The 25,804-nt window shown below is 67.9% G+C and carries 22 protein-coding genes; 8 read left to right on the forward strand and 14 right to left on the reverse strand.

The window, feature by feature from the left end:
- Positions 1-6 precede the first annotated feature (6 nt).
- The 5 genes from KIH31_RS12770 to aceA all read right to left on the reverse strand — a co-directional run bounded on the left by KIH31_RS12770 (position 7) and on the right by aceA (position 4,712).
- Positions 7-726: a DsbA family protein gene (locus tag KIH31_RS12770; RefSeq protein WP_250545934.1), complete on the reverse strand. Its 720-nt coding sequence runs from the start codon at positions 724-726 to the stop codon at positions 7-9.
- 42 nt (positions 727-768) lie between these two features.
- Complete coding sequence (locus KIH31_RS12775; protein WP_214427515.1) at positions 769-1,092, reverse strand: hypothetical protein; 324 nt, start codon at positions 1,090-1,092, stop codon at positions 769-771.
- A gap of 6 nt (positions 1,093-1,098) precedes the next feature.
- Positions 1,099-1,554, reverse strand: coding sequence for a hypothetical protein (locus KIH31_RS12780; RefSeq protein ID WP_214427516.1), 456 nt, complete (start codon positions 1,552-1,554; stop codon positions 1,099-1,101).
- 163 nt (positions 1,555-1,717) lie between these two features.
- Entirely contained in the window at positions 1,718-3,370 is a 1,653-nt protein-coding gene (gene aceB, locus KIH31_RS12785; protein WP_214427517.1) for a malate synthase A, read from the reverse strand.
- 16 nt (positions 3,371-3,386) lie between these two features.
- Positions 3,387-4,712, reverse strand: coding sequence for an isocitrate lyase (gene aceA / locus KIH31_RS12790; protein ID WP_214427518.1), 1,326 nt, complete (start codon positions 4,710-4,712; stop codon positions 3,387-3,389).
- Positions 4,713-4,799: 87 nt separating this feature from the next.
- Here aceA and KIH31_RS12795 point away from each other — a divergent pair, with 87 nt between their 5' ends.
- A complete protein-coding gene (locus KIH31_RS12795) occupies positions 4,800-6,314 on the forward strand; it encodes a helix-turn-helix domain-containing protein (protein ID WP_214427519.1) in 1,515 nt (504 codons plus the stop codon).
- Positions 6,315-6,421: 107 nt separating this feature from the next.
- Here the strand turns inward: KIH31_RS12795 and KIH31_RS12800 are convergent, their stop codons facing one another.
- Complete coding sequence (locus KIH31_RS12800) at positions 6,422-9,748, reverse strand: S8 family serine peptidase (protein ID WP_307857639.1); 3,327 nt, start codon at positions 9,746-9,748, stop codon at positions 6,422-6,424.
- A 391-nt stretch (positions 9,749-10,139) separates the two neighbouring features.
- Here KIH31_RS12800 and KIH31_RS12805 point away from each other — a divergent pair, with 391 nt between their 5' ends.
- Complete coding sequence (locus KIH31_RS12805; RefSeq protein WP_214427521.1) at positions 10,140-11,504, forward strand: MFS transporter; 1,365 nt, start codon at positions 10,140-10,142, stop codon at positions 11,502-11,504.
- A 61-nt stretch (positions 11,505-11,565) separates the two neighbouring features.
- Positions 11,566-11,982 (forward strand): hypothetical protein, encoded by a 417-nt coding sequence (locus KIH31_RS12810; RefSeq protein WP_214427522.1) that lies wholly within the window; start codon positions 11,566-11,568, stop codon positions 11,980-11,982.
- Between the two features lie 19 nt (positions 11,983-12,001).
- On the opposite strand, the gene tgt is transcribed toward KIH31_RS12810, so the two are convergent.
- A complete protein-coding gene (tgt, locus tag KIH31_RS12815; RefSeq protein WP_307857640.1) occupies positions 12,002-13,270 on the reverse strand; it encodes a tRNA guanosine(34) transglycosylase Tgt in 1,269 nt (422 codons plus the stop codon).
- A 177-nt stretch (positions 13,271-13,447) separates the two neighbouring features.
- Between tgt and KIH31_RS12820 the strand changes: the two genes are divergently transcribed.
- From KIH31_RS12820 to KIH31_RS12830, 3 genes are all read left to right on the forward strand, one after another.
- Positions 13,448-13,729 (forward strand): DUF3311 domain-containing protein, encoded by a 282-nt coding sequence (locus KIH31_RS12820; RefSeq protein WP_214427523.1) that lies wholly within the window; start codon positions 13,448-13,450, stop codon positions 13,727-13,729.
- A complete protein-coding gene (gene mctP / locus KIH31_RS12825; protein WP_214427524.1) occupies positions 13,726-15,420 on the forward strand; it encodes a monocarboxylate uptake permease MctP in 1,695 nt (564 codons plus the stop codon). The genes KIH31_RS12820 and mctP overlap by 4 nt, the downstream gene beginning before the upstream one ends.
- Positions 15,421-15,604: 184 nt before the next feature.
- On the forward strand, positions 15,605-16,624 hold the full coding sequence (locus KIH31_RS12830; RefSeq protein ID WP_214427525.1) for an FUSC family protein: 1,020 nt from the start codon (positions 15,605-15,607) through the stop codon (positions 16,622-16,624).
- Positions 16,625-16,654: 30 nt separating this feature from the next.
- Here the strand turns inward: KIH31_RS12830 and KIH31_RS12835 are convergent, their stop codons facing one another.
- A complete protein-coding gene (locus KIH31_RS12835; RefSeq protein WP_250545935.1) occupies positions 16,655-17,737 on the reverse strand; it encodes a hypothetical protein in 1,083 nt (360 codons plus the stop codon).
- A 384-nt stretch (positions 17,738-18,121) separates the two neighbouring features.
- Complete coding sequence (locus KIH31_RS18410; protein WP_214427526.1) at positions 18,122-19,129, reverse strand: helix-turn-helix domain-containing protein; 1,008 nt, start codon at positions 19,127-19,129, stop codon at positions 18,122-18,124.
- A gap of 201 nt (positions 19,130-19,330) precedes the next feature.
- Here KIH31_RS18410 and KIH31_RS12845 point away from each other — a divergent pair, with 201 nt between their 5' ends.
- Positions 19,331-19,759, forward strand: coding sequence for an STAS/SEC14 domain-containing protein (locus tag KIH31_RS12845; RefSeq protein ID WP_250545936.1), 429 nt, complete (start codon positions 19,331-19,333; stop codon positions 19,757-19,759).
- Between the two features lie 158 nt (positions 19,760-19,917).
- Here KIH31_RS12845 and KIH31_RS12850 read toward each other — a convergent pair whose 3' ends face one another.
- The 5 genes from KIH31_RS12850 to lgt form a co-directional block, all read right to left on the reverse strand.
- A complete protein-coding gene (locus KIH31_RS12850) occupies positions 19,918-20,880 on the reverse strand; it encodes a DUF6707 family protein (protein ID WP_214427527.1) in 963 nt (320 codons plus the stop codon).
- A 96-nt stretch (positions 20,881-20,976) separates the two neighbouring features.
- Positions 20,977-21,516 (reverse strand): NUDIX hydrolase family protein, encoded by a 540-nt coding sequence (locus KIH31_RS12855; protein ID WP_214427528.1) that lies wholly within the window; start codon positions 21,514-21,516, stop codon positions 20,977-20,979.
- Positions 21,517-21,567: 51 nt separating this feature from the next.
- On the reverse strand, positions 21,568-22,047 hold the full coding sequence (locus tag KIH31_RS12860; RefSeq protein WP_214427529.1) for a hypothetical protein: 480 nt from the start codon (positions 22,045-22,047) through the stop codon (positions 21,568-21,570).
- A 48-nt stretch (positions 22,048-22,095) separates the two neighbouring features.
- Positions 22,096-22,569: a DUF2231 domain-containing protein gene (locus KIH31_RS12865; protein WP_214427530.1), complete on the reverse strand. Its 474-nt coding sequence runs from the start codon at positions 22,567-22,569 to the stop codon at positions 22,096-22,098.
- The gene (gene lgt, locus KIH31_RS12870; protein WP_214427531.1) at positions 22,566-23,495 is read right to left on the reverse strand and encodes a prolipoprotein diacylglyceryl transferase; all 930 of its coding nucleotides are present in this window, start codon (positions 23,493-23,495) and stop codon (positions 22,566-22,568) included. The genes KIH31_RS12865 and lgt overlap by 4 nt, the downstream gene beginning before the upstream one ends.
- A gap of 156 nt (positions 23,496-23,651) precedes the next feature.
- Here lgt and KIH31_RS12875 point away from each other — a divergent pair, with 156 nt between their 5' ends.
- Entirely contained in the window at positions 23,652-25,802 is a 2,151-nt protein-coding gene (locus KIH31_RS12875; RefSeq protein WP_307857641.1) for a transglycosylase domain-containing protein, read from the forward strand.
- Positions 25,803-25,804: the final 2 nt, after the last annotated feature.

Consider the following 25,804-nt stretch of genomic DNA (forward strand, 5'->3'; position numbering starts at 1 on the left):
GGCAGGCTAGATCGCGCAGCCGTCCGGGCCACAGGCCTCGCCGCCCTCGGACGGCACCATGACCAGCGGGTGCGCTTCCTGCCATGCCTCCTCGAGCACCTGACGGAAGAGCTCGGACGGCTGGGCCCCGGAAACGCCGTACTTGCGGTCGATCACGAAGAAGGGGACCCCGGTGATGCCCAGCTCCTGCGCCTCGGCAATGTCCGCGCGGACGTCCTCGGCATAGCGCTCCTCTTCCAGGGCTGCCACAGTCTCGGCTTCGTCCAGGCCGAGCGCGGAGGCGGCCCGCAGCAGGAACTCCCGGCTGCCGATATCCTCGCCCTTTTCGAAATGCGCGGACAGCAGGTACTCTTTCATTCCGTCGGCCTTGCCGTGCGCACTGGCCAGGTGCAGCAGCTGATGGGCGGCGAAGCTGTTCGCCACGACGAGTGCATCGAAGTCATACCGCAGCCCGACGCCGGCCGCCTGCTCCGCGACCTGGCCGAACATGCCCGCGACCCGTTCGGCCGGCAGGCCCTTGCGCTCGCTCAGGTACTGCAGCTCGGTGCCCTCATAGTGCGCAGGAAGGGACGGGTCCAGCTGGTAGCTGCGCCACCGGACCTCGACGTCGTCCTTGTGGGCGAACCCTTCCAGGGCTGCTTCGAAACGGCGCTTGCCGATGTAGCACCACGGGCAGGCAATATCCGACCAGATCTCAATCTTCACGATCCTGACAACCCTGAGCATCGCCGGAGTATTCCGGCCGCGCCCGGCTCCGGTCCGCCGCCGTCAGCCGCCGGTCCCGAACTGGATCAGCGAGAGGAGGTCCTGGGCGGTCCCCGCAGCCAGCACGAGACCACCCAGCACGGTCGCGGTCCAGACGGCGAACGACCGTTCCCGGTAGTGCAGGATGCCGATCAGGCCCAGGAAGAAGGCCGCCGCAGCGGGCATCATTTCGATCACCCCGGCTCCCGGCAGCATGAACGGGGGTCCGTCCGGGGCTCTGCGGGCCAGGCCGAGCGCGAGGCCCAGCACGAGGGCCGCAACGAGGACGAGGCCGAAGACCGAGGTCCAGCGGCCGATGGGGGAACGGGGCAGAACGGAACCGGTCATGGCGTCCTAATGCGGGAAGACGAATTCGCCGAGGAAGAAGTACAGCAGGAACACGGCCGGCAGCAGCATCAGCACGAGCACCAGGAGGGAACGCTCGCCGTAACGGAGCATTGAGAGCAGCCCGGTGGCGACGGCCGCGAAGGCGGCGGCAAAGGCGGTGGGTGCAAGCCGCAGGAACAGCAGCACGAACCCCGCGGCGAAGAGACCCACGGTCCACCGGCCGACAGGCGTCCGCGGCAGGAAGTACGTTGCCTCTGAACGGGACCGGAACATGGCCAGGAAGCCAAGGACTCCCGACACCAGGGCGAACAGGAAGGCCAGTGTATAGACGGCGGCGTTGCCGGTAGCGGCGCTGACGACGACGCCGGCGGCGGCCACAATCCCGACGGCGGCGGCCCACCAGCCCAGCGCCGTCCGCGGGAGGCGCGGCCCGGAAGGGTGCGACGTCGGAGAAATACCCACGTCGGTATTCTCCCCCAGGTGCGCGGCCGGGAACAGGGCGCAAAGACCCGGGCCGCATACGTTCAACCCCCGCTGGGCAGCAATGACGCGGCTCCCCGCTTATGACACGCTTTTTTCGGTGTCATAGGCGGGAAACCGCGTCATAAGTGGCCGGGCTTCGGACTCAGGCGGCGACCGGTTCCTTCGCGCGCTCCGAGGCCTTTTCGGGCTGCTCGGCCAGGAACCGGGCGTACGCCGGCACTGTCAGGAACGTCGGGAACTCCTCGCCGAGGGCAACCTCTTCGAAGATCTCCCGGGCGTCGTCGAACCGGTCGCCCTCGAAGCGGTCCAGCGTGCCGAACTCCTCGTCGGTGAGCTCCTGGAGCCACGGCCGGGTCACGATCTCACCCTCGTCGGTCACGGCGCTGGCGTAGATCCACTGCCACAGCTGCGACCGGGAGATCTCCGCCGTCGCTGCGTCCTCCATCAGGTTGTGGATCGCTGCCGCACCGTTGCCGCGCAGCCAGGACTCGATGTACCGGATGCCGACCTCGATGTTGGTGCGGATGCCGCCCTCCGTGATCGTGCCGTGCAGGCCGGAGATGTCCAGCAGCGCCTTGTCGTCGGGCCGGACGTCCTCCCGCAGGCGGTCCACCTGGTTCGGGCGGTCGCCGAGGACGCCGTCAAACACCTCCCGGCAGACAGGCACGAGGTCGGGGTGGGCCACCCACGAGCCGTCGAAGCCGTCGTTCGCCTCCCGGGTCTTGTCCGCGCGCACCTTTTCGAACGCCGCCTGGTTGGCTTCCTCGTCCCGGCGGTTGGGAATGAAGGCCGCCATGCCGCCGATGGCCATCGCTCCGCGCCGGTGGCACGCCCGGACGAGCTGCTCCGTGTAGGAGCGCATGAACGGCGCCGTCATCGTCACCTGGCTGCGGTCCGGCAGGACGAAGCGCGGGCCGCGGGTCCGGAAGTTCTTGATGATGCTGAAGATGTAGTCCCAGCGGCCGGCGTTCAGGCCTGCCGCATGGTCGCGCAGTTCGTAGAGGATCTCCTCCATCTCGAACGCGGCCGTGATGGTCTCGATCAGCACGGTCGCCCGGATGGTGCCCTGCGGGATGCCGAGCAGGTCCTGGGCGAGGACGAAAATGTCGTTCCACAACCGCGCCTCGAGGTGGTTCTCGATCTTCGGCAGGTAGAAGTAGGGCCCGCTGCCCTGGGCGATCAGCCGCCGGGCGTTGTGGAAGAAGTGCAGGCCGAAGTCGACGAGGCCGCCGGCAATCGGCTTGTTGTCGATCAGCAGGTGCTTCTCCGGCAGGTGCCAGCCGCGCGGCCGGACCACGATGGTGGGAAGCGACTCCCCGAGCCGGTATTCCTTGCCTTCCGGCGAGGTGAAGTCGATCCGGCGTTCCAGCGCGTCGATCAGGTTGATCTGGCCGCGGATCACGTTGCCCCAGCTGGGCGTGGAGGAGTCCTCCATGTCGGCGAGCCAGACCTTCGCGCCGGAGTTCAGCGCGTTGATCGTCATCTTGCGGTCCACCGGTCCCGTGATTTCGACGCGCCGGTCCTCCAGGCCCGGTGCCGGCGGAGCGACCCGCCAGCTGTCATCCTCGCGGATGTGCCGGGTCTCGGCGAGGAAGGACGGATCCGCGCCGTTGGAGATCCGGGTTCGCCGGGCCTGGCGCAGCTGCAGCAGCTCCTGCCGCCGTCCCGCCGTCGCCCGGTGCAGGCGGCCCAGGAACTCCAAGGCGTCGGGGGTGAGGATCTCGTCCTGGCGGTGGATCGGCTGCGCGGACAGAGTGATGCCGTTGATGGTGAAGGTATCGGTGAAGGTGTTCATGGGAGGTCTCCTGGGTTTAGTGGAACTGCTGGGCTTCGGTTGAACCGGCCAGCGCGAGGGTGCCGCTGTTCGGGTTCAGAGCCGTGGAGACCAGATCGAAGTAGCCTGTTCCGACTTCTCGCTGGTGCTTGGTGGCGGTGTAGCCGCGCTCTTCGGAGCCGAATTCGCGCTCCTGCAGTTCGACGTAGGCGCTCATGCCGTTCCGGGCGTAGCCGTGGGCAAGGTCGAACATCGAGTAGTTCAGGGCGTGGAAGCCAGCCAGGGTGATGAACTGGAACTTGAAGCCCATGGCGCCCAGTTCCCGCTGGAACTTGGCGATGGTGTCGTCGTCCAGGTGCTTCTTCCAGTTGAACGACGGCGAGCAGTTGTACGCGAGCATCTGGTCCGGGTACTCGGCCTTGATGGCTTCGGCGAACTTGCGGGCGAGGGCGAGGTCCGGTGTGCCGGTCTCCATCCAGATCAGGTCCGCGTACGGCGCGTAGGCCAGGCCGCGGGCGATGCAGGGCTCCAGTCCGTTCTGGACCTTGTAGAAGCCTTCGGAGGTGCGCTCGCCGGTGATGAACGGCTGGTCACGCTCGTCGACGTCGGACGTGATGAGGGTTGCCGCCTCGGCGTCGGTACGGGCCACGATAACAGACGGAACGCCGGCGACGTCGGCGGCGAGCCGGGCCGCGTTGAGCGTGCGCACGTGCTGCTGGGTCGGGATCAGGACCTTGCCGCCCAGGTGGCCGCACTTCTTCTCCGAGGCGAGCTGGTCCTCCCAGTGCACGCCCGCGGCGCCGGCGGCGATCATCGACTTCATCAGCTCGAAGGCGTTCAGCGGGCCGCCGAAGCCAGCTTCGGCGTCGGCCACGATGGGCACCAGCCAGTCGATTTCCTGGCCGTCGATGACGGTCTGCTTGCCTTCGGAGAACTCGATCTGGTCCGCGCGCAGCAGCGCGTTGTTGATCCGGCGGACCACTGTCGGCACCGAGTTCACCGGGTAGAGCGACTGGTCCGGGTAGGTGTTCCCGGAGGTGTTCGCGTCCGCGGCGACCTGCCAGCCGGAGAGGTAGATGGCCTTCAGGCCGGCCTTGACCTGCTGGACGGCCTGGTTGCCGGTCAGCGCCCCGAGCGCGTTGATGTAGCCCTCGCCGCGCAGCTGTTCCCAGAGCTTCTCGGCGCCCCGGCGTGCCAGCGTGTGCTCCTCGGTGACACGGCCGCGCAGCTTGACGACGTCGGCCGCCGAGTAGTCGCGGCGGATTCCTTCCCAGCGCGGGTTGGCGGCCCACTCCAGCTCAAGTGCTTCGGCTCCGTCCGCGGCGGACCGGCCCGGGTTCTGGGGGTTGGGGGACTGCGTCATGATGGTGCTCCTTTGCAACGGTGTTCCTCGTGGAATCAACTTTTCGGCAAACGCAACAGGGTTTCCAGACCAAAAGGGTGGAAAGATTTGCAGTTCTTCCCATATTGTTCAGAAATGGCTTCTGGAACTTGGAACACCCCCGCGATCGCCTCCGTACCGGATACCGCGGATGAACAGCTGGACCCGATCAGCTTGGGCCGGCGCGTGCGCCACCTCAGGAAGAACAAGGGCCTCACACTGGAGGACCTCGGCGCCGCCGTCGGGAGTGCGCCGTCGCAGCTGAGCCTGATCGAGAACGGCAAGCGGGAACCCAAGCTGGGCCTGCTGCAGTCCCTCGCGCGCGCCTTAGGCGTCTCGATCGACCAGCTCCTTGGAGCCGAGCCGCCGACCCGCCGCGCGGCCTTGGAGATCGAGCTCGAGAGGGCCCAACGGGGACCTCTCTACGAGTCCCTTGGGCTGCCCAAAGTTCGCGTCAGCTCGCGGCTTCCGATGGATGTGCTCGAGTCCCTGGTAGGCCTGCAGCACGAGCTCGAGCGCCGCCTCAACGAGCAGGTGGCCACGCCGGAGGAAGCCCGCCGGGCCAACACCGAGCTGCGCCGGAAAATGCGCGAACGCAACAACTACTTCGCCGAGTACGAAGCCGAGGCGCAGAAGGTGCTCAGCTCGGTCGGCCATAGCTCCGGCCCGCTCTCGCAGCATGTCATCGCGGACATCGCCGCGCACCTCGGTTTCAGCCTCCACCACGTCTCGGATCTGCCGCATTCGACCCGGTCGGTGACGGATTTGAAGAATCACCGAATTTATCTCACGCAGAGCCAACGCAGCGAGCATGACCCGCGCTCGGTGCTGCTGCAGGCGCTGGGCCACTACGTGCTCGGCCACGAAACTCCGAGCAGCTACGGGGAGTTCCTGCAGCAGCGCGTGGCGACGAACTACTTCGCGGCGGCCCTGCTGCTGCCCGAGAAGGCCACCGTGGAGTTCCTCCAGCGCGCCAAGGCGGCCAAGGAAATCGCCGTCGAGGACATCCGGGACGCGTTCGCCGTTTCCTACGAGACGGCCGCGCACCGGTTCACGAACCTCGCCACCGAGCATCTGGGGATCCAGGTGCACTTCCAGAAGGTGCACGAAAGCGGCATCATCTACAAGGCCTACGAGAACGACGGCGTCACCTTCCCCAGCGACCACACCGGCGCCATCGAGGGCCAGCCCATCTGCCGGTTCTGGACCTCCCGGGAGGTGTTCGACGTCGCGGACAAGTTCAGCGCGTACAACCAGTACACCGACACGCCGGCAGGGACCTTCTGGTGCACGGCCCGGACCGAGCGGAGCTCCGGCGGTGAGTTCTCGCTGAGCATCGGGGTGCCGTACGCGCAGGTGAAGTGGTTCCGGGGCAGGGAGACCACCGAACGGTCGAAGTCCCTGTGCCCTGACGAGAACTGCTGCCGGCGTCCTCCGCGCAGCCTGGCGGACGACTGGGCCGGCTTCGCCTGGCCCAGTGCGCGGGCCCATTCGCACCTGCTGGCGGCGCTTCCGCCGGGCGCCTTCCCCGGCGTCGACGAAACCGAGGTCTACTCGTTCCTGGCGGCCCACTCCGGACAGTAGTCCCGGCTGCACCCCGGCGAACGGCCAGCTGCGGCGGGCTCCGGCGCGAACATCCCGCCGCAGCTGGCCGTTCGCGCCGGCCTCCCGCTGCGGTTCAGCCGGGCCGGCTACGGCCGGTTTGTCGCACCCACCTTCAGGCTGAGCACCTCGGCCTTGGCGCCGGCCACGGGTCCGCGCTCGTGGCTGCTCTCGCCGTGCCAGCCGCGGTCGTTGTGCTCCGTGGTGCCGGCGAGGTTGCCGCTCGCATTGTGCAGGTGCAGGAACAGGGCACGGGTGGCCGTGTCCTTCGCCATACGGTGCGCGGTGAGCTTGGCGCCCGGTGCGTCGACGAACAGCGCGTCCGAGCCGGCGCCTTCGAACCAGAGGGCCGGCTTCACCGGATCGAAGCCGATCCACGCGGTGCTGTCCACCGGGGCCTGCCGTCCGTTTGCGTCCACGCTGTACGAGGTGTAGGTCGTCACCTTGTACTTCAGCGGCGAGGACTTCGCGGGGTCGATACCGAGCACCGAGGCGGGCACCGGCAGCATCACCGTGTTGGTGTCCATCGTGTTCGAGTCCGTGTCCCCGAGCAGCCCGTTGGCGGGCTCCTGGTCCACCAGGCGCGAGGTTCCGTCCGCGTTGACCTGCAGGACGTTCACCAGCACCAGGTCCAGGCCGGGCGCGGCCGTCGTGTAGGCCACGAAGTCCGTCTTGCCGTCGCCGTTGGTGTCAATCTCGACGTCGATCTCGGAGTTCGGGATCAGCGTCGCCCAGTTGCCCCAGGTGCTGATTCCGAAGTTCACCGTGCCGTTGGCGAGGTTGCCCTTGCTCTTGGCCAGCGCCGGGATGGTCGACGACGCCCCGACATACTGCAGGTCCATCGAGCGGTTGGTCGTCGCGGCGACCTTCGACTCCGGGTTCCGTGCGCTGGCGGCCCCGAGCTGGAACGGCGCCACCAGTGAACGGTAGCGGGATGCTCCAGTGCCTTGGTCCAGTCCGCGCCCGGCCAGCGTGACGGTGGCGTCGGTGGCGTTGGCGTTCTTGAAAGTGATCTGATCGCCGGCGGTCATCGCGGAGACCGGCTTCGCTGCGGCGTACACCGGAACGCGCAGGTTGGGCAAGCCGGGGGACGCGAGCTGCACCCGGCCGGACGCATCAGCAATGAACTGGCGCGGGATGCCGGACTGGGTCGCGGGGGTGGTCGGGTCGAGCGACTTCGCCAGCGCCTTCGGATCGGCGATCGAGAGCGTCACCTTGACCGACGCGGAACCGTCGGCCGGGACGGTGACGCTGCCGCTGGTGCTGTAGCTCACGCCCGGTTCCGCGGTGGCCGGCAGGTAGCTGACCGCGTAGGTGCGGGGCTGGTCCGACTTGTTCACCACGGTGATCTTCTTTGTGACCGTGACAGGCTTGTCCGCCACCTCGATCACGCCGAAGTTGACCGTGGTCAGCTTCGGGTCATCGGCGGCGAACGCCAGCACCGGGCTGCTCAGCGCGTCAACGGCCACTACGCGGCCGGAGCCGACCCGGTTCGGGCCGTAGGCGGACCCGTTGGAGGCAAGCACGTCGATGTTGGCCGTGTTCATGATCAGGCTCTTCACCTCGTACGGGGTGAACTGCGTCGCGCTGTACACCAGCGCCGCGATGCCTGCCACATGCGGGGTGGCCATCGAGGTGCCGCTCATGACCTCCACGCCGTTTCCGGAGGCGACGCCGGCAGAGCCGATCGATGTGCCAGGGGCCGCGACGTCGGGCTTGACGATGCCGTTCGAGCCGTGCACGCCGCGGGAGGAACTGGAGTTCAAAGTGTCCAGCAGGCCGGTCTGCGCCGTGGCCGTGCCGCGGTAGGAGGGGTCAAGCTTCAGCTGCAGGGTTCCGGCGACGGCGGCAGGGCGCAGTGCGTCGCTGGAGGACTTGGTCAGCTGGACGCCGGGAATGCCGGTGTTGCCGGCGATCCCGGACTCGAACACGGCCCGCGGGGAGTCCAGGACGACGCCGGTCGCGCCGGCGGCTTGGGCGTTGTTGAAACGAACCCCGGACCCGCAGGGGAACGCGCCGTTCTCTTCCCACTGCAGCCAGACCCATTTGCCCTTGAGCGAGCCGGGGGCGAACGGCTGGCAGCCGAACTTGTTGGCGGCCGGGCCCATCACCACCGTGCCGGTGAGCTGGGCATCGGTGGCCTTGGAGTAGTCGAAGTTCACCGAGTACTGGCCGGCAGCCTGGCCGGCCTGGTCCGCCGGAGCAAGCACGTCGACGCGGTCCACGGCAGCCGTGGAACCGACGCTGTTGGCCACGGTCAGAGCGGAGCGGGCATTGCCCGGCGAGCCGCCGACGTCGTAGGTATCCCCGGCGTTGCCGGAGGCGACCACGGAAAGGATGCCCTGCGCGGTGAGGTTCTCCACGATGTCGTTTTCGGGGTCGTCTGTCGGGGAGTAATCGGACCCGAGGGACATGTTGACGATGTTCGCGCGGTCATCGAAGTTGCCGTCCCCGTTCGGGTCCAGCACGTCGTCCAGCGCCTGGCCGACGACGTCGCTGGAGCCGGAGCAACCGAAGACCCGCAGCGAGACGAGCCTGGCGTTCGGGGCCGAGCCCGGGCCGATCCGCATGCCGTTCACGTCGCCGCTGGTCAGCGTCGAGTAGTCGCCCGTGAAGGTCTTGCCGTCGGCGCCCACGCCGTAGCCGGCCGCCGTTCCGGCCACGTGCGTGCCGTGTCCTGCGGCCGCGCAGTCGAGCGGGTTCGAATCCGGGTGCGGGACGGGCTGGTAGGCGGCGCCGGCGGCCGGGTTGGCGTTGTAGTCGTCGCCGACCAGGTCATAGCCGCCGATGAACTTCTTCGGGTCGTACAGGCCCGAGTCGGGGGCGGGCAGGGACGTGGAGGCCTTGGCCTTGGCGTAGGCCGCTGCGGTCCCCGGTCCGCCAAAGTCGGCGTGCGTGTAGTCCAGACCGGTGTCAATGACGGCGATCGTGGCGCCTTCGCCGGTTTCCTTCTTCTGGACCCAGGTGTTGAGCGCCTTGGTGTCGATGTCCGTGCCCTTGTTGCTGTAGGTCTTCGGAACGATGGGGGTCAGCTTCACGACGTCGGACCGGGCGGCGAGCGCACGGATAGCTGCTGCGTCGCCACGGACGGCGACGCCCGGGATCGTGTTCGTGGTGGCGTACAGCTGCGTGGCGGAGGCGGCCCTGGCCACCTGCGAGGCCGTGGCCTCGATGTCGCGGCGCAGCTGCTTGACCTTCACCGACGCGTTGACGGGCTTGGCCCGTCCCTGCTTGACCGCGGCCGGCTGGGTGGCGTCGAACGCGCCCTGGCCGGCGAACTGGACATAAACAGAAACCGGCCCGCTGGCGGTGGCCAGGGTGCCGGAAATCTTCTGGGCGGCCGTCAGCGGCTGGCTGATCCGTTGCGCGGGGACGCCCGCGGCGGCTGTCGCCGTGCTGTCGGCGGCTGACGCCACGCTGCACACACTGGCTGCAAGGGCAACCCCCGTGGCGACGGCCAAAACCCGGAAGCCTGCGTGTGGCTGGAGTTTCCTTCTCATCGATCCCCTCAAACTGATTGCGGCGCAACGTCCGCCCGGAAGCGGCCCTCAAACCGTTGTTGCCCTCAATGCGATGAATTCCCAAAGACGCCGACACGGTGGGCGGCAGCGCTCATTAAACCCCTGCCGGGGTTCATGGTTTATACCCTGCGGTCTGCGCCCGCACATGTCAAAGGTTTATTCGGGGGACGTTTTCAAACCTTGTTGCTTGAAGTTGACAAGATTTGTCATGGGTCATCCGGCAGGCATAGCCTGTCCAGCGGCGGCGTTCCGAGCCGGCCAAGGACGCCCGGAGGGGGATGGGACGATGAGCGCACTGACCGAAGAAGCCCGCAGCAGGACGGTTGTCGGGAACATCCTGAAGGGTTCGCTTGGCAACCTGGTGGAATGGTTCGACTTCTACAGCTTCACCGTATTCGCCGCCTACTTCGGCGCCGCGGTCTTCAACAAGCACGATGAAGCCTCCAGCCTGCTCGACGCCTACAGCGTCTTCGCTGCCGGCTTCCTGTTCCGTCCCGTGGGCAGCTGGTTCTTCGGGCGCTACGCCGATCGGCGCGGCCGGCGCGCGGCGCTGACCCTGAGCATCCTGCTGATGGCCGCAGGCTCATTGCTGATGGCGCTGGTGCCCTCCTACGCCGTCGTCGGCCTTGGCTCCCCGGCGCTGGTTTTCCTGGCCCGCGCCGTGCAGGGCTTCTCGGTCGGCGGCGAGTACGGAACCAGCGCGACCTACATGTCCGAGGCCGCCACCCGGGGACGCCGCGGCTTCTACTCCAGCTTCCAGTACGTGACCCTCGTGTCGGGCCAGGTCCTTGCGCTGCTGGTGCAGATCCTGCTGCAGAACACCCTCTCGGAAGGGGACCTGAAGAGCTGGGGTTGGCGCATTCCGTTCGCGATCGGGGCGGCTGCCGCGCTCACGGTGCTTTGGCTGCGCCGCAGCATGGCGGAGACCGTCCCCGCGGAGCAGATGCACGCCGCGCGCAGCGCCGCCAAGGGGGAGGCCGCCCCGGGCACCTTCCGGCTGCTCGCCCGGCACTGGAAGCCCTTCCTGGTGGTGTTCGGCCTGACCCTGGGCGGAACGGTGTCGTTCTACACCTACACAACGTTCATGCAGTCGTGGATGAGCCACGGGATCCCGGACAAGAAGGTCGTCACGCTCATCAACTTCTGTGCGTTGTTCCTGTTCATGATCCTGCAGCCGGTCTACGGCGCGCTCTCGGACCGGATCGGCCGCAAGCCGCTGCTGATCTGGTTCGGCATTGCCGGCGCCGTCTTCACCTGGCCGATCCTGGCCGCCATCTACACCAACAGCAACCCCTTCGTCGCCTTCCTCCTGATGATGGCGGCCCTGCTGATCGTGCTCGGTTATACGTCGATCAACGCCCTCGTGAAGGCCGAGCTGTTTCCCAGCAGCATCCGGGCCCTTGGTGTCGGCCTGGGCTACGGGCTGGCCAACGCGCTGTTCGGCGGCACTGCGCCCTATGTCGGCCAGGCGTTCAAGGACGCCCACAACAACGAAGGCTTCTATGTCTACGTGATCGTCTGCATTGCGGTGTCGCTGGCCGTCTACATCTGGGCCTTCTCCAACAAGAGCGCCACCTACCTCGACGCCGAACAGGGCCATGCGTACGGCCGGCCGCAGGAGCCGGAAGCCGAGCCGGCGCTTTCCAAATAAGGTAAGCAGGCTTAGGATTTAGTGCTCCAGGAACTTCGAAAGATCCCAGGAGGTCAAGGTCATGGCTATTGGTGACGGCATCAAGCGGGCTGCGGAAGCGGCCGTGGAAGATCTGGCGGCGAGCAGCAGCGAGGCGCGCAACTCGGAGCACTACGACACGCACGGCCGGGCCGACCAGGGCGAGGTGGTCCCCGGCGAGGAGCAGGAGCGGTCGGAGGAACTGGGCCGGCCCCGGGCCGCGGAAGAGCAGCTTCGGCGTGCCGGGGAAGACCAGCAGCCCGACGGGGATGGGAACACCGGCCGGACGCGCGAGGCAGGAACAGCCGACGGCGGCAGCGGGGCGGACCTGTCCTCCGGCCTCGACGGCGAGCGGCCGACCAGCGCCTTCGCCAACTCGCTCAATGATCCGAGCGGACTGGAAACCGAGGCGCCCGGCGAACCGGACATTGGAAGCGCGCGGGACGCCGGCGCCAGTTAGGCTGCTGCTCCGGCGGCACTCAGGGGGTGTTGCCGGAGTAGTAGCGGCCCAGGAACTCGGCCTTGAACTCGAAGAAGGTGCCGTCCTCGATCGCCAGCCGCGCGTCGTCCACCAGCTTGACGATGAAACGCTCGTTGTGGATCGAGGCCAGAGTGGCAGCGACCATCTCTTTTGCCTTGAACAGGTGGTGCAGGTAGGCGCGGGTGTAGTTGGCGCAGGCGTAGCAGTCGCAGCCCTCGAAGATGGGCGAAAAGTCCCGTTTGAACCGCGAGCCGGCGAGGTTGAACCGGCCGTCCGGGGAGTAGACGGCGGTGTTGCGGGCCACGCGGGTGGGGGAGACGCAGTCGAAGGTGTCCGCGCCGTTCTCCAGCGCGGTGAAGATGTCGTCCGGCTCGGAGATCCCCAGCAGATGCCGGGGCCGGTCCTCGGGCAGCTCCTCATTGCACCAGCGCACGATGGTGCCGAGGTTCTCCTTCTCCAGCGCCCCGCCGATGCCGTATCCGTCGAAGTCCATCGCGCCCAGGTCCCGGCAGGCAGTGCGCCGCAGGTCCTCGTACTGTGCGCCCTGGATGACGCCGAACAGCGCCTGGTACGGCCGGTGCGAGCGCTCGGCGGTGAGCCTGCGGTGCTCGGCGAGGCAGCGCTCGGCCCAGCGCCGGGTGCGCTCGAGCGACTCGACCTGATAGGCCCGCGAGTTGTGCAGCGTGGTCAGCTCATCGAAGGCGAACATGATGTCGGCGCCCAACTGGTGCTGGACCTGCATCGAGATCTCCGGAGTGAAGCGGTGCCGGTCGCCGTTGAGATGGGACTTGAACCAAACGCCGTCGTCGTCAACGTGGGCCAGGCGCTCCTTGCCGGCCGCGACGTCGTCATCGGCCCCGCCCTGCGCCACCGAGCCCATGTCAATGACTTTCTTGAACCCGGACCCGAGCGACATCACCTGGAACCCGCCGGAATCGGTGAAGGTGGGCCCCTGCCAGTTCATGAATCGGCCCAGGCCGCCCGCCTCGTCCACAATGTCCGCGCCCGGCTGCAGGTACAGGTGGTACGCGTTGGCCAGCAGGGCTTGTGCGCCGAGTTCCTTCATCGAATCGACCAGCACGGCCTTGACCGTGGCCTTGGTGCCGACCGCGATGAATGCCGGTGTTTGGATCTGCCCGTGGGGGGTGGTGATGGTTCCGGTGCGGCCGAGGAACGCGCCGCCGTTCGCGTCCACGGCCGACGGCGAGGGGCTGGCGGTCTCGCTGAGGCGCTTGCCCACGGTGAAGGAAAAGTCTGACTGCGGCACCGTTACAGTCTGCCAGCAAAAGACACGCCGCCCAGCCCGGATGGAAATGCCCTACCGGAGAGTATGTCAAGTGTTTATTCTGATCATGGGCCGGAGCGGTGCGCGGTCCGTCAGGCCGCCCGGCAGCTCCTGGGAACCCTCCCCGGTCCGGGGGGCCGTCTCAGCGAGGAGGCGTCCATGTCCAGTCCTGATGTACCCACCAGGGGCCCGGCGAGGTCCGGCCCGTATGTGATTGCCGGCGTGCTGCTGGCCATCTCCATCCTGGTGCCGTTGTTCGTCCCCGCCTACGCGAGCGACAACCCGCGGCTGGCGGGCATCCCGTTCTTCTACTGGTACCAGATGCTGTGGGTTCCCATCACTGCGGCGCTGGTGGGCATCTCCTACCGCCTGGTCACGAAGGAAGACCGCCGCCGCCGGGAAGCCGTGCGGGGCGTACGGACCGAGGAGCAGGACCGATGAGCGCTGTTCTCCTGCCGATGGCAGCACCTGACCGGCCCGTCAACGGGGTCGCGCTCACGGTCGTGATCATTCTTTTCCTCGTGGTGGCCGCGATGGGCTTCCTGGCAGCCAGGTGGCGGGCCGGGGAGAAGACCGGCCTGCACAGCCTTGACGAGTGGGGCCTGGGTGGCCGTGGCTTCGGCACCTGGGTGACGTGGTTCCTGCTCGGCGGGGACCTCTACACTGCCTACACCTTCGTCGCCGTCCCAGCCGCCATGTGGGCCACCGGCGCCGTCAGCGGGTTCTTCGCTGTTCCTTACACCATCGTGCTCTACCCGATCGTCTTCCTGCTGATGAGCCGGCTCTGGTCCGTCTCGCACCGGCACGGTTTCGTGACACCGGCAGACTTCGTCGGCGGCCGCTACGGCAGCCGGGTGCTCACCGTCGCCGTCGCGGTCACGGGCATCGTCGCCACGATGCCGTACATCGCGCTGCAGCTGGTGGGCATCAAGTCGGTCCTGACCGTGCTCGGCCTGGGAAGCGCCCAGAACGCGCTGCTGACGGACCTTCCGCTCATCATCGCCTTCGTGGTGCTGGCGGCCTACACCTACACCTCCGGTCTGCGCGCGCCGGCGCTGATCGCCGTCGTCAAGGACCTGCTGATCTATCTGGCGGTGATCGTGGCCGTCATCTACCTGCCGATCAAGTTCGGCGGATGGGACAACATCTTCGGTGCGGCCCAGGCGAAGCTCGGTACCGTGAGCCAGGCGACGGGCAAGCCGGCGGGCGTGTTCATCCCCGGTGCCACCAGCTACTCTGCGTACTGGACGCTGGCGCTGGGCTCGGCCCTGGCACTGTTCATGTACCCGCACTCGATCACGGGCGTGCTGGCGACCAAGAGCCGGAACACCATCCGCAAGAATGCGGCGGTGCTGCCGCTGTACTCGCTGATGCTCGGCTTCCTGGCGCTGCTGGGCTACGTCGCCATCTCGGCCGGCACCAAGCCCATTGACCTGAACGGAACGGTCAATCCGCAGCTGGTGGTGCCGCAGCTCTTCCTCGACCATTTCCCGGCCTGGTTCGCCGGGGTCGCGCTCGCCGCCATTGCCATCGGCGCCCTCGTCCCCGCAGCCATCATGTCGATTGCCGCCGCCAACCTCTTCACCCGCAACATCTACCGGGACCTGATCCGGCCGGACGCCGACCCGCGGCAGGAGGCGAAGGTCTCCAAGATCGCTTCCCTGGTGGTCAAGTTCGGCGCCCTGGTCTTCGTCATCGGAATGGACCAGTCGGCGGCCATCAACATGCAGCTGCTGGGCGGCATCTGGATCCTGCAGACCTTCCCCGCAATCGTCGCCGGTCTGTACACCCGCTGGTTCCACCGCTGGGCCCTGTTCGCCGGGTGGGCCGCCGGCATCCTCTACGGCACCATCGCCGCGTACAACGTGGTGAACCCGGCCACCAAAGCCCACTTCGGCGGTTCGGTGGCGGCCATCCCGGGGACCAACATCCAGGTGTACATCGCGATCGTCGCGTTCGTGATCAACCTGCTGGTGGCCGCCGTGCTGACGCTGGTGTTCCGGGCGATGAAACTGGCCGACGGGCGCGACATCACCCGCATCTCGGACTACGGCGCGGACGAAAACGATCCGAAGGTGGCCCAGCTGGAGCGCGAGTACCCGCTGAGCGAAGCCGGAGGCGCCACGCTCTGAACCGGAGGCGCAGACAGTGAAGCGGGCGGCGTCCCTCGCCGCCCGCTTCGCTGTGTGTGGGCCGGTGACCGCGTGATTCCGGCAACACCGGGGCCGCCCGCGCGCCTGCTGCCGGCCGGGCCGCCCTAAGCTGGGAACGAAGGGACAGCGCCGTCGAAGCACCAGAGAGAACAGCGGTGGAAGCATGAGCGCAGCAGCAGGGCATATCCGGGAGTACTTCCGGGTGGGGCCGGCGAACCGTGACCATCTGCCCGCCCTGCGCGTGGCGATCGGCGTGGCTGTTCCGCTGCTGACGCTGCTGGCGATTGACCGCACGGACTTGGCGATCTACGCGATCTTCGGCGCCTTCACCGGGATCTACGGCCGGGGTGAAACCCATCAGCGCAGGCTCGGACACCAACTGCGGGCCGGGTCGCTGCTGCTGGCCAACGTCCTGGCTGGAATCGGCCTCTCTCTGGCGCACCCGGGCCCATGGGCGTTGGTCTGCGTGATCGCCGTCGCCACGGCCGCTGACTCGCTCCTGGCGGACGCGCTGCGGCTGCGGCCGTCGGGTCCGTTCTTTGCCCTGTTCGCGCTCGCCGCCTGCGCCTCCATCCCGCTCTCGGCCCCGGCGTGGCAGGCCGCGGCCGCCTGCCTGGCGTCCCTGCTGCTCTCCGTCGTGATCGGTTTCGCCGGCTGGCTCCGCCACCGGGTCTGGGCGGCGCGTCGCCCGCTTCCGCCGGCGGGCGGCAACGCGCGCACCCGGGCTCAGCTGATCCATGCGCTGCGCTATCTGCTCGCCGTGCTGGGGGCGGGGGTGCTCGCGCTGCTCACGGGGCTGGGCCACACCTACTGGGCGATGCTCGCGGCGGCGATTCCGTTGGCGGGCGCGAGCATGGGCAGCCGGATCAGCCGGGGCATCAGCCGCGTCGTGGGCACCTTCGCGGGCATCGGGGTGACCGCGCTGCTGCTCGTTCCGCACTTCGGCGGCTGGCAGCTGATCCTGATCGTGGTGCTGCTGCAGTTCGGAGCAGAAATGTTCGTGATCAGGCACTATGGCCTGGCGCTGCTGTTCATCACCCCGCTGGCCCTGCTGATGACCGAGCTGGCGCACCCGTCCGCCCCCGGACCGCTCATGCTCGACAGGGGCCTGGAGACGCTCATCGGTGCCGCCGTCGGCATCGCCGTCGTCCTCGCCCTGCCCGACCGGCGCCGCGCGGCTTAACCGCGTCCCCTCCACCTGAGCCGCATTCGATCAGAATGCGGCTCCCTTGACGAGGGCGATGAGCTGGTCGCTGGTCTGGCTGGCGGTGGGACCGGTCGGGGAGATCAGGATTTGCGCGGTGAAGATCGCCATGTTCCGGCCGCGGGCCACCATCAGGGACAGGTACGTGAGCGGTACGGCACTGGGCGGCCGGAGGGACTTCGGGCCGCCGGGCTCGGACCGGACGACGAGGATCGCGCTGTCTCCGACGCCTTCGATCCTCCGGCCGTCGGGCGGCACTGGCCCGGACACCAGCGAGGCACCGCCGGGGTGGGATTCGATGGAGAAGATGAGCGAGTCGGGCCCCGGCGTGCCGGGCGCGCCGAAGGTGTACCGGCAGCTGCCCTCGCCCGGAAGGACCTGAGCCCGCGTCTTCGCGCCGAACGCCTGTTTGACCGCGTCGGCGCTGAGGAAATTGCACACGGGGTTGTTTGTGGCGGCCTGCGGTCCCGCAGGGGGCGCCGACGGGACGCTGAGCGCACTGCCGTTGCCCCACCCGGCCTCGACCGCCGCCCGGGCCAGGGCGCGGGCGGCGGCGTTGCCGTCGGGGAGCGGCCCGGTTGTCGTGGACCCGGGGATCGTGGGCGGAGGGACCAGGTAGCGCAGGTCGAGGGATTCGGTGCCGCGGACCGCTTTGAGGATGGTGTTGGCCGATGCCCCGCCGCCCTCGCCGCGGAACCATCCCGACCATTGGAAGCACGCGAAGTCGCCTATGCCCGCCACAGGCGAGCAGTCAGGGGTCCTCCTCGTTTCGGCGAGCTGCGCGGACGACGCGGGCGAGATCAACGCAACGGATATGTTGCTGAGGCCCTTGGATTTGCTCATGTAGCCGCAAAGGTACGCGGGGCTGCCCGGCGGCTTGCCCGTCTGGATCTGGCCCGTGTCCTTGAAGGCAGGGTCCACCGTGGCGGCGATCTGCGGCGTGATGAGATCACAGGCCGGATTGCCGCCGGGGGCCGTCGGCGGCCGGGACGACGACGGCGGGCTGCCGCCTTGCCCGCATGCGCTCAGGGGAACGGCGAGAACGCAGAAGCAGACGAGAACCTTCCGGGCATGGATCCGATGAGCACGCATGGTCTCCCCAGCTTTCCGAACGCCGCCCTGTCCGGTCTGAGGGCGGCCGCGATGACCGTAGGTTACGGATCCGCGGCGGGGCGCCAACAGAGGCGATGGGCCCCGGCGGGCCCGGCGGTCCCGGTAGGCGGCCGAGGTTCAGATGATGCAGGACTTCCCGCTCCTTCGGTCATTCCGCGCGGATCTGCGGGCTCTCCCGGACCGGAAACGTTCTGCCGCAACTAAAGTGCGAATGCCTGGGGCCGGGAGGGACCTCGGTCATCATTGGGGGACCGAGGTCTCTCCTGTAACGCGGTGAGCCGGTCTGGAGGTCTTGGCCACCGGGCGGCGGCGGAGAGCTGTTCAGCGAGCAAGAGTCCCGGGCGCAGGGGAGGCACTGGGCGTTCAGGCCCGGAGTGTTTGGCGAAGGCGGCCCAGATGACCCTCCATTACGGAGGCGTTTTCCCTCAGCTCCCGCACCCCCAGGCCCGTTGTCTCCTTCAGCGCCCTGCGCAGAGCCTGGGTGTTGGAGAAGCCGGCGCGCGCGGCGATCCAGTCAACGGGCTGATGCCGCCACTCCTGTCCAAGGAGCAGTTCCAGGGCCCGTGCCGCCCGCAGGACGCGCAGACGCGCACCTATGCCCAGCTCCTCGCCTTCGAAGAGGCTGAACAGCGTGCGCCGGGAGATGTGGAAATGCTCGGCGATCGCCTCGGCGCTTAAGTCCGCGGAGGCATAGCTTCGATCGAGATAGGCCCTGACCGCGAGGCGTCGCGCCGGTTCAAGCGACGCCGGTTCCGCAGCAACAGCGAGTAACGAGGATGCCAGCGCGGTGACGGCAGAGCGCAGGACGGCACCTGAAGCTGCCGCGTGCGCTTCCATGCCTGCTGCTCTGCAGTTCAGAAGGACAGGCATCAGCAGGGACCGCAGAACGGGATGTTGGATAAGGTTCTCCACCTCGGCCAAGCGTTTCATGGCCTTGCCGTCCACTCCGATGCCGGTCCTGTCGACGTTGAGCTGAATGATGTGCATCCCTGCCGGAGCACGGAACGCGCCGTCACGGGAGAGGTCCAGGAACCGGATCCGCGGCGCGCTGATCGGGGCCGGTTCGCCGGAAAAGTCGTAAGTCGCTGACGGGGCCTTCACGAAGTACGCCAGGCGCAGATCGTTCAGGTCCGGGTTCGCGCCCCAGAAACCGGCCGCGGGCCCGTTGCGGAGCTCGATCAGGCTGAAGCCGGGCCCGGTGAGGCTTGCGGCGGAGGGCGAGAAGCGGAGGGAAACCGGCCCGGTTGCTTCAAGCCGCACGGGGGTGTCGACCGCCTGGCCGTACCAGTGCCGCCAATGCTCGAACCGTTGCGACGGGCTCAGCCGCGCCGGAACGTCGTAGAGCCGTCGGAAGCCGTGGTCAGGACCCACGTTCTTCACTGGCCCCGTTGGGGAACTGCTGCTCTGACCATGACTGGATGATAGTTGCTTCCACGCGCAATACGACATCCCAAGGCCGCGGCAGGGACCGTGGCGGCTACCGGTAACCGCCCAGCATGTGAGACGCGCCGCTACACTACGAAGAGAGTTGCGCCGCCGGAAGGGCCGCCCAAACATCCAGCCGGGGGAGACATGGTTCAGGACCGCGAGCGCGAGATACCGCTGATGAGGGCCGCGAACGGGAAGAACACCCTGATTGTGCGAAACGGGGTCATTGAGTCGCGCTGGCGCCCCGGCTGCGCGGTTGACGTCGAGGACGCACGCGATGCCATCCGTGCCGCCGCACAGGCGAGCGAGGGACGCCCCATGCCCATGCTGTCCGAAATGACCGACGTGGAGATCAGCCCGGCCGCGCGCTACGTGTTCGCCCAGGCCAAAGTTGTCAGCGCGATCGCCGTCCTCGGTTCCAACGTCGTTGATCAAGTCCTTGCCGCTGCCATGAACCGGCACACCGAATATCCGCACCGGTTCTTCACCTCGCGGGCCGCGGCGGAGTCCTGGCTGCAGACCCACCGGACAGACACGGAGAGCCCCGCCGCGCTCCAGGGGTCTCCCGCGTGAGGGAAGGCGCTTCCCGCGGGGACGAGCGATTCATCGCCGGCGACCCCTTCACTACCGAGGGGCTCGCTGACCCGCGAATCCTCGAGTGGAACGCCGTCCGCTTCGACTAACCGGGCCCGCGTCCGTCCTGTGGGCCGAAGGAAGCAAGCGTTGCCCGTTCAGCGCCGGACGGCCGCCAGTTCGTTGCCGATCCGCCGTGCCAGGTCCTCGGCTGTGTAGGACCGGGACCCCCCGTGCGCGCGCAGGAACAGCAGCTGCCCGAGGCGGAGCAGCCGCCAGTCCCGTTCCGCGGCGTGGTCGCCGTTGTCGATGGAGCGGAACACTTCCTTGTCATACAGATTCGGTTCGTTCAGGGCGCGCTGCCGGACCCGGGCGCTGATCCGGGCCTTGAAGGCGTCCTCTTCGGGCTCCTCGGAGGCGTGCAGCAACGCGTCGTAGGCGGCCGAGCGTTCGGGCTCGCCCTGTTCGGCGGTGATGTAGCTCGCCAGGGCCAGTGCGCCCTCGATGGACGCCCAGCGGCCGGGGTTGCCGTCATACGGCAGCACCGTCAGGAGGTCGGCGACCGTGAGTGCACCTTCCGGGTCCTCAAGGTCGATGTAGAGGGCGTAGGCGAGGTCGCGCAGGTCCTTCAGGCAGGCGCCGGACTTGAGGTTGACGCTCTTGGCGAGGCGGTCCGCCAGCTCCTCGATCGAGCGCTCCGCGGGGTGCCGCGCGGCCACCTCCGCGACGATGTCCTCCGGGTTGCCTTCGGGCGCGGGAATGAGCGCCAGTTCGGCAGGAGGCTGCTGCTCCGCCCCGGCTCCTGCCTCAGGGGAAACCACGGGGGCCGGGGAAGCCGCTGTCGGCGGGTTGGCCGGGGGCTCGGGCACGCTGAAGAGCACATCTGCGGGCCGGCCGGCGCCGGTTGCCACCCGGATCATGGATCCTGCGGCGATGCGCAGGCTGGAATCGTCCTCGAACGTGGCCAGCACCAAGGCCGGGGTGCCGAAGTCGTCGTCCTGGACCTGGATCTCCCGCACCGGAGCCGAAGAAGCACCCCCAGGGGTCATCACCCGGATGCCCGGCTTTATTTCGTCGGCCCTGATGGTCTTGCTCGCCGCGTCCACAGCATTTTCGGTCACGTGGGAACCTCTACATCCTGTTGCCTAACCCATCCAGTATAGGAGGGCGCCGCTGCCGGCCCGCGGGGGCTGCCGGGACCGCCGTCGTGCGCGGGCCTACCGGCAGAGCCCGGCGAAGGCGAGTGCCTGGCGCACCAGGTCCCCGCGGCCGCCCGAAAATTCGCTTTGCACCGCGGGACTGAGCACTTCCTCCGGGCTCATCCACGTCAGCTCCAGCGCGTCCTGGCGGGGATTGCAGTCGCCGGTCACGGGGATGATGTACGCCAGCGCGACGGCGTGTTGCCGGTCGTCGGTGTAGCCCGTCTGCGAAGGGGAGGGGAAGTACTCGGCCACCGTGAAGGGCACAGGGCTTACCGGCAGCTGCGGAAGTGCGAAGGGACCCAGGTCCTTTTCGAGGTGGCGGATCAGGGCCGCCCTGATGGTCTCGCGGTAGAGCACGCGCCCGGACACCAGCGAGCGGACCATTGAGCCTTCCTCATCCGCCTGCAGGAGCAGGCCCACCTCGTTGACGTATCCCAGCGGATCGAGGCGCACCGGCACGGCCTCCACATAGATCATGGGCAGCCGGTTCCGGGCTTCATACAGGTCCTCGTCGGAAAGCCAGCCGGGGTAGGGGTCGGGAGTGCGTACGCTCATGCTCTTGTTTTATCCCATGCCGGCGGCAGGGGACAGCCAGCCACTCCGGCCTCAGGCGACGGCGGCGGGCGGAGCGGCACCGGGCTTGGCCCCACGGCCCGCGAAGCGGCGGTAGCCGAGGAAGATGACGACGGCGAGGCCCACCGCCACCGTGATGAATGTGGTCCGCGAGTCGCCGGAGGCGAAGCCGCGCCCGACGCCGTACACCAGGGTGAACAAGCCGCCGAGCATCAGCCCGTTCGCCAGCACATTGGTCCGCCGCTCGAGGAGAAGACTGGCGCCGAGCAGCAGGACGGCGGAGGAGGCGGCAATGATCGAGACGTTGCGGTTGTAGGGTTCCATGGCCTTCTGGTAGTCCTCCCAGGCCCGCTGCATCGTTGCTTCCTCCTCGGCGGTCGGCTTGGAGGACACGGAGACATTCGATGGCTGCGCAGGTGGCGGGTAGAACGTGTCAGTGCCCAGGCCGACGAACAGGGCCAGCATCACCCCGAGGAAGAAGGTGTAGACGATTTTGAGCACTTTGGTTTCCATGCCTCATGCTACGAACGCGGCGGCCCTGCCGGTAGGGCAGGTCGGCCCCTACCTGCGGGTGGACCAGACCGCCATCGCGCCGCTGTCCCCGACCAGGACGATCTGAACCGTCGCAGCGATGGCGAGCACGAGGCCGAGGGCCACGGCGGCCGGCTGCACCCACCGGGCGGCGAACAGCCGGGTCCTCAGGTCCGCGACGAAGGCCGGCCGGGGCAGTTCCAGCAGCGCCAGCACGGCAAGCACGCCGCCGGCGGCGAAGACCAGCGGAGCGATGGGTCCGGCCAGCTCCGCGTGCTCAGTGATCGCCGGGTTGCTCGGCAGCGATTCCTGCAGGCCCTCGCCGCTCTGCCGGGCCAGCACCACGAAGATGAAGGCGATGACACCGGTGATGCCGGCGAGGACCGTCATCGTCCTGCGGATCCGCTTGACGAAGATCAGCGCGGCAAAGAGCAGCATCAGCGGGACGAACACGACCGCGCCGTGCACGATGAGCGGGTGGACCGGAATGCCGTTGATGGTCATGCAGATTCCTTCTTGGTCGGTTGATGCGGTTCCCCGGCGTCCTGCACGGGAAGGATCGGTTCGGTTTCGCCAGCGCCTGCCGCCGTGGAACGGGGCTTGCGGACCCGCCAGACGAAGAGCGCTGCCGACACGAGGAAGAGCAGGCCGGACACCCAGGTGTTCACGCGCAGGCCGAGGATGAGGTTCGCGTAGTCCGAGCGCATCAGTTCGAAGGCGAAGCGGCCAGCGGTGTACGCCGCGGCGTAGAGCGCGAAGACGCTGCCGGCTCCCAGGCGGTACTTGCGGTCCAGCCACAGGATGAACGCAGTGGCGGCGAAGCACCACAGGGACTCGTACAGGAAGGTTGGCTGGAAGTAGCCGAGCACCACCGGGTTTCCGGCGCTGTCGGTGACCGCTTGGGCCGCCTGCTGGTCCATCTGGTGGATCTGCAGCTTCCAGGGCAGGTCCGTCGGGTCACCGTAAAGCTCGTTGTTGAACCAGTTGCCCCAGCGGCCAATGCCCTGGGCCAGCAGCACACCCGGAGCGATGGCGTCAGCGAAGGCGATGAAGGAGACTCCGGCCCGGCGGCAGCCTATCCAGGCGCCCAGCGCGCCGAGGGCGACCGCGCCCCAGATGCCGAGACCGCCGTCCCAGATCTTGAAGGCGTCCCACGGGTTCTTGCCGGGGAAAAAATACAGCTCCGGGTCGGTGATAACGTGATAGATCCGACCGCCGATGATGCCGAACGGCACCGCCCACACGGCGACGTCGAGGACCAGCCCGTCCGCCCCTCCTCTTTCCTTCCAGCGCCTGCCCGCCAGCCAAATGGCGGCCGCGATTCCCGCAAGGATGCACAGTGCGTAGAAATGGATTGTTAAGGGCCCGAGGTGGAACCCGCTCACGGTGGGGGAGGGCAGGAACGGATCCGAGGCTGGGACAGTGGTCATCAGCGGCAGATTATCAGGCTAGCCTCCAAGCTCGGTGCGAACGGGGGTCAAGCGGACGGTCCGCAGGACCGGGGCGGCTGGATCTTGGAAAATTCTCAGAGACGTCCGCAAGGATGGAAGACAGCCGACTATGGGCGGCGGGAAAGGGATGCACACGTGACCGGGACGGACGGGGCGGAGCCGCGCGCCAAGACGGAGGAGCCGAAGGCACGGAAGCTGGTGCTCCCCGGGCGGAAGATCTGGGGAAACCGGTGGGTTGCGTTCATCAGCGCGAGCATCCTGTGCGGCGCGCTCCTCGCCGGCGCGCTGACGCCTGCAGCGGCCCTGACCAGCGCCTTCGCGTCGGATTCGCAGGACCTTTTCAACAGCCTCCCGGACGAACTGACCGGGCCCCCGCTGGATCAGTCCTCCAAGGTGCTGGCGGCGGACGGGACAACGGTGCTGGCCCGGTTCTACACCGAGAACCGCGTCCCGGTGACCCTGGACAAGATTTCCCGGTCCATGCAGAAGGCCATCGTGGCCACGGAGGACGCCCGCTTCTACGAGCACGGCGCCCTGGACATGCAAGGCATCCTCCGCGCCGGGTTCAACAACCTGGTCAACCCGGACCGGCAGGGCGCCTCGACGCTGACCCAGCAGTACGTGAAGAACGTGCTGATTGAGTCCGCCGTCGCCAGCGGGACCACCGGCAACATCAACCTGGGCGCGGACCGGGGCCTCAGCGACAAGATCAAGGAGGCGCGCCTCGCCGTCGGCGTCGAGAAGAAGTACAGCAAGGATGAAATCCTCGACCGCTACCTGAACATCGTGTTCTTCAACGCCAACGCTTACGGCGTCCAGGCCGCGGCCCGCTACTACTTCGGCACCGAAGCCAAGGACCTGACCCTTCCCGAGTCGGCGCTGCTGGCCGGCATGGTGCAGAACCCGGCACTGTTCGACCCGGTGACCCACCCCGCGGAAGCCAAGGCACGCCGGAACACCGTGCTGGGCCTGATGCTCGCACAGGGCAAAATCACCAAGGCCGAGCACGACAAGGCGGCCGCCTCCAAAATCAGCCTGCACATCACCCCGGCCAAACAGGGCTGCGCTTCCTCGACGATGGCCCCGTACTTCTGCAGCTATGTCGAGCACGTCATCACCGGCAGCAGCGCCTTCGGAACTGATGTGACCGAGCGGGAGAAGCTCCTCCAGCGCGGGGGCCTGACCATCCGCACCACGCTGGATCCGCGCCTGCAGCGCGTCGCGCAACAGCAGGTCCAGGCCGCGGTGCCCGCCACCGATCCCTCCGGCAAGGGTGCAGCGCTTGTGACAGTGCAGCCGGGGACAGGGAAGATCCTGGCGATGGCGCAGAACACCGTCTACGGCACGGGGCAGGGCAGCACCGTGCTGAATCTCTCCGCGGACCAGAACATGGGAGGCGGCGTCGGCTTCGCCCCGGGGTCCACCATGAAGCCGTTCACCTTTGCCGCCTGGCTCGCTGACGGTCACTCGATGAACGAGATCGTCGACGCGTCCAGGCGCGACTATCCGGCCGGCTACCCCTGGAAGGCCAGCTGCGCCCCGGACAGCGCCTACTTCGCGCCCTACGACGCGCTGCAGAACGACGTCCCCGGCTACTACCGCCCGATGAGCGTCCTCTACGGCCTCTACCAGTCGATCAACACGGCCACTTTCGCCTCCGCCGCCCAGCTGGATCTGTGTGACATCCAGAAGATGGCCGACGCCGCCGGACTGCATCTGGCCGAAAACGGAAAGCCGGTCGACATGCTCAACCCCGCCAACTTCATCGGCTCGGACGCCGTATCCCCGCTGACCATGGCCGCGGCCTATGCTACTTTCGCCAGCGGGGGCACCTACTGCACCCCCGTGGCCATCACAAGCATCACGGATTCGCGCAAGAAGCAGTACCCGGTGCCGTCGGCCGGCTGCAAGCAGACGATGAGCCCCGGCGTCGCGGCCGGCGTCGACGTGGCGCTGCAGGACGTGCTGAAGAAGGGCTCGGGCTACCAGATTCCGTTGGACGTGCCGGCGGGTGCGAAGACCGGCACGAGCGACTACTCCAGCCAGACCTGGACGGTGGGTTACACCTCGGGCCTCGCGACGGCGTCGTGGGTCGGCGGCTACCAGGACAACGGGCCGATGCGCGACATCGTGATCAACGGGAAGTTCTACAGCCAGGTGGACGGTGCGTACATCGCCGGCCCGCAGTGGCAGCACTACATGAACAAAGTGGCGCCCCTGTATTCCACCGCGGAGTTCCCGCAGCCGCCCGCTTCGATGGGGGCGGACCTGGGCACCGACAACTGACG

The sequence above is a fragment of the Paenarthrobacter sp. DKR-5 genome (assembly GCF_018531425.1).
Lineage (GTDB): Bacteria > Actinomycetota > Actinomycetes > Actinomycetales > Micrococcaceae > DKR-5.

Coding starts and splice junctions, on each gene's coding strand:
- KIH31_RS12770 (WP_250545934.1), bottom strand. CDS start 726: ATGCTCAGGGTTGTCAGGATCGTGAAGATTGAGATCTGGTCGGATATT.
- KIH31_RS12775 (WP_214427515.1), bottom strand. CDS start 1,092: ATGACCGGTTCCGTTCTGCCCCGTTCCCCCATCGGCCGCTGGACCTCG.
- aceB (WP_214427517.1), bottom strand. CDS start 3,370: ATGAACACCTTCACCGATACCTTCACCATCAACGGCATCACTCTGTCC.
- aceA (WP_214427518.1), bottom strand. CDS start 4,712: ATGACGCAGTCCCCCAACCCCCAGAACCCGGGCCGGTCCGCCGCGGAC.
- KIH31_RS12805 (WP_214427521.1), top strand. CDS start 10,140: ATGAGCGCACTGACCGAAGAAGCCCGCAGCAGGACGGTTGTCGGGAAC.
- KIH31_RS12810 (WP_214427522.1), top strand. CDS start 11,566: ATGGCTATTGGTGACGGCATCAAGCGGGCTGCGGAAGCGGCCGTGGAA.
- KIH31_RS12820 (WP_214427523.1), top strand. CDS start 13,448: ATGTCCAGTCCTGATGTACCCACCAGGGGCCCGGCGAGGTCCGGCCCG.
- mctP (WP_214427524.1), top strand. CDS start 13,726: ATGAGCGCTGTTCTCCTGCCGATGGCAGCACCTGACCGGCCCGTCAAC.
- KIH31_RS12830 (WP_214427525.1), top strand. CDS start 15,605: ATGAGCGCAGCAGCAGGGCATATCCGGGAGTACTTCCGGGTGGGGCCG.
- KIH31_RS12835 (WP_250545935.1), bottom strand. CDS start 17,737: ATGCGTGCTCATCGGATCCATGCCCGGAAGGTTCTCGTCTGCTTCTGC.
- KIH31_RS12845 (WP_250545936.1), top strand. CDS start 19,331: ATGGTTCAGGACCGCGAGCGCGAGATACCGCTGATGAGGGCCGCGAAC.
- KIH31_RS12855 (WP_214427528.1), bottom strand. CDS start 21,516: ATGAGCGTACGCACTCCCGACCCCTACCCCGGCTGGCTTTCCGACGAG.
- KIH31_RS12860 (WP_214427529.1), bottom strand. CDS start 22,047: ATGGAAACCAAAGTGCTCAAAATCGTCTACACCTTCTTCCTCGGGGTG.
- KIH31_RS12865 (WP_214427530.1), bottom strand. CDS start 22,569: ATGACCATCAACGGCATTCCGGTCCACCCGCTCATCGTGCACGGCGCG.
- lgt (WP_214427531.1), bottom strand. CDS start 23,495: ATGACCACTGTCCCAGCCTCGGATCCGTTCCTGCCCTCCCCCACCGTG.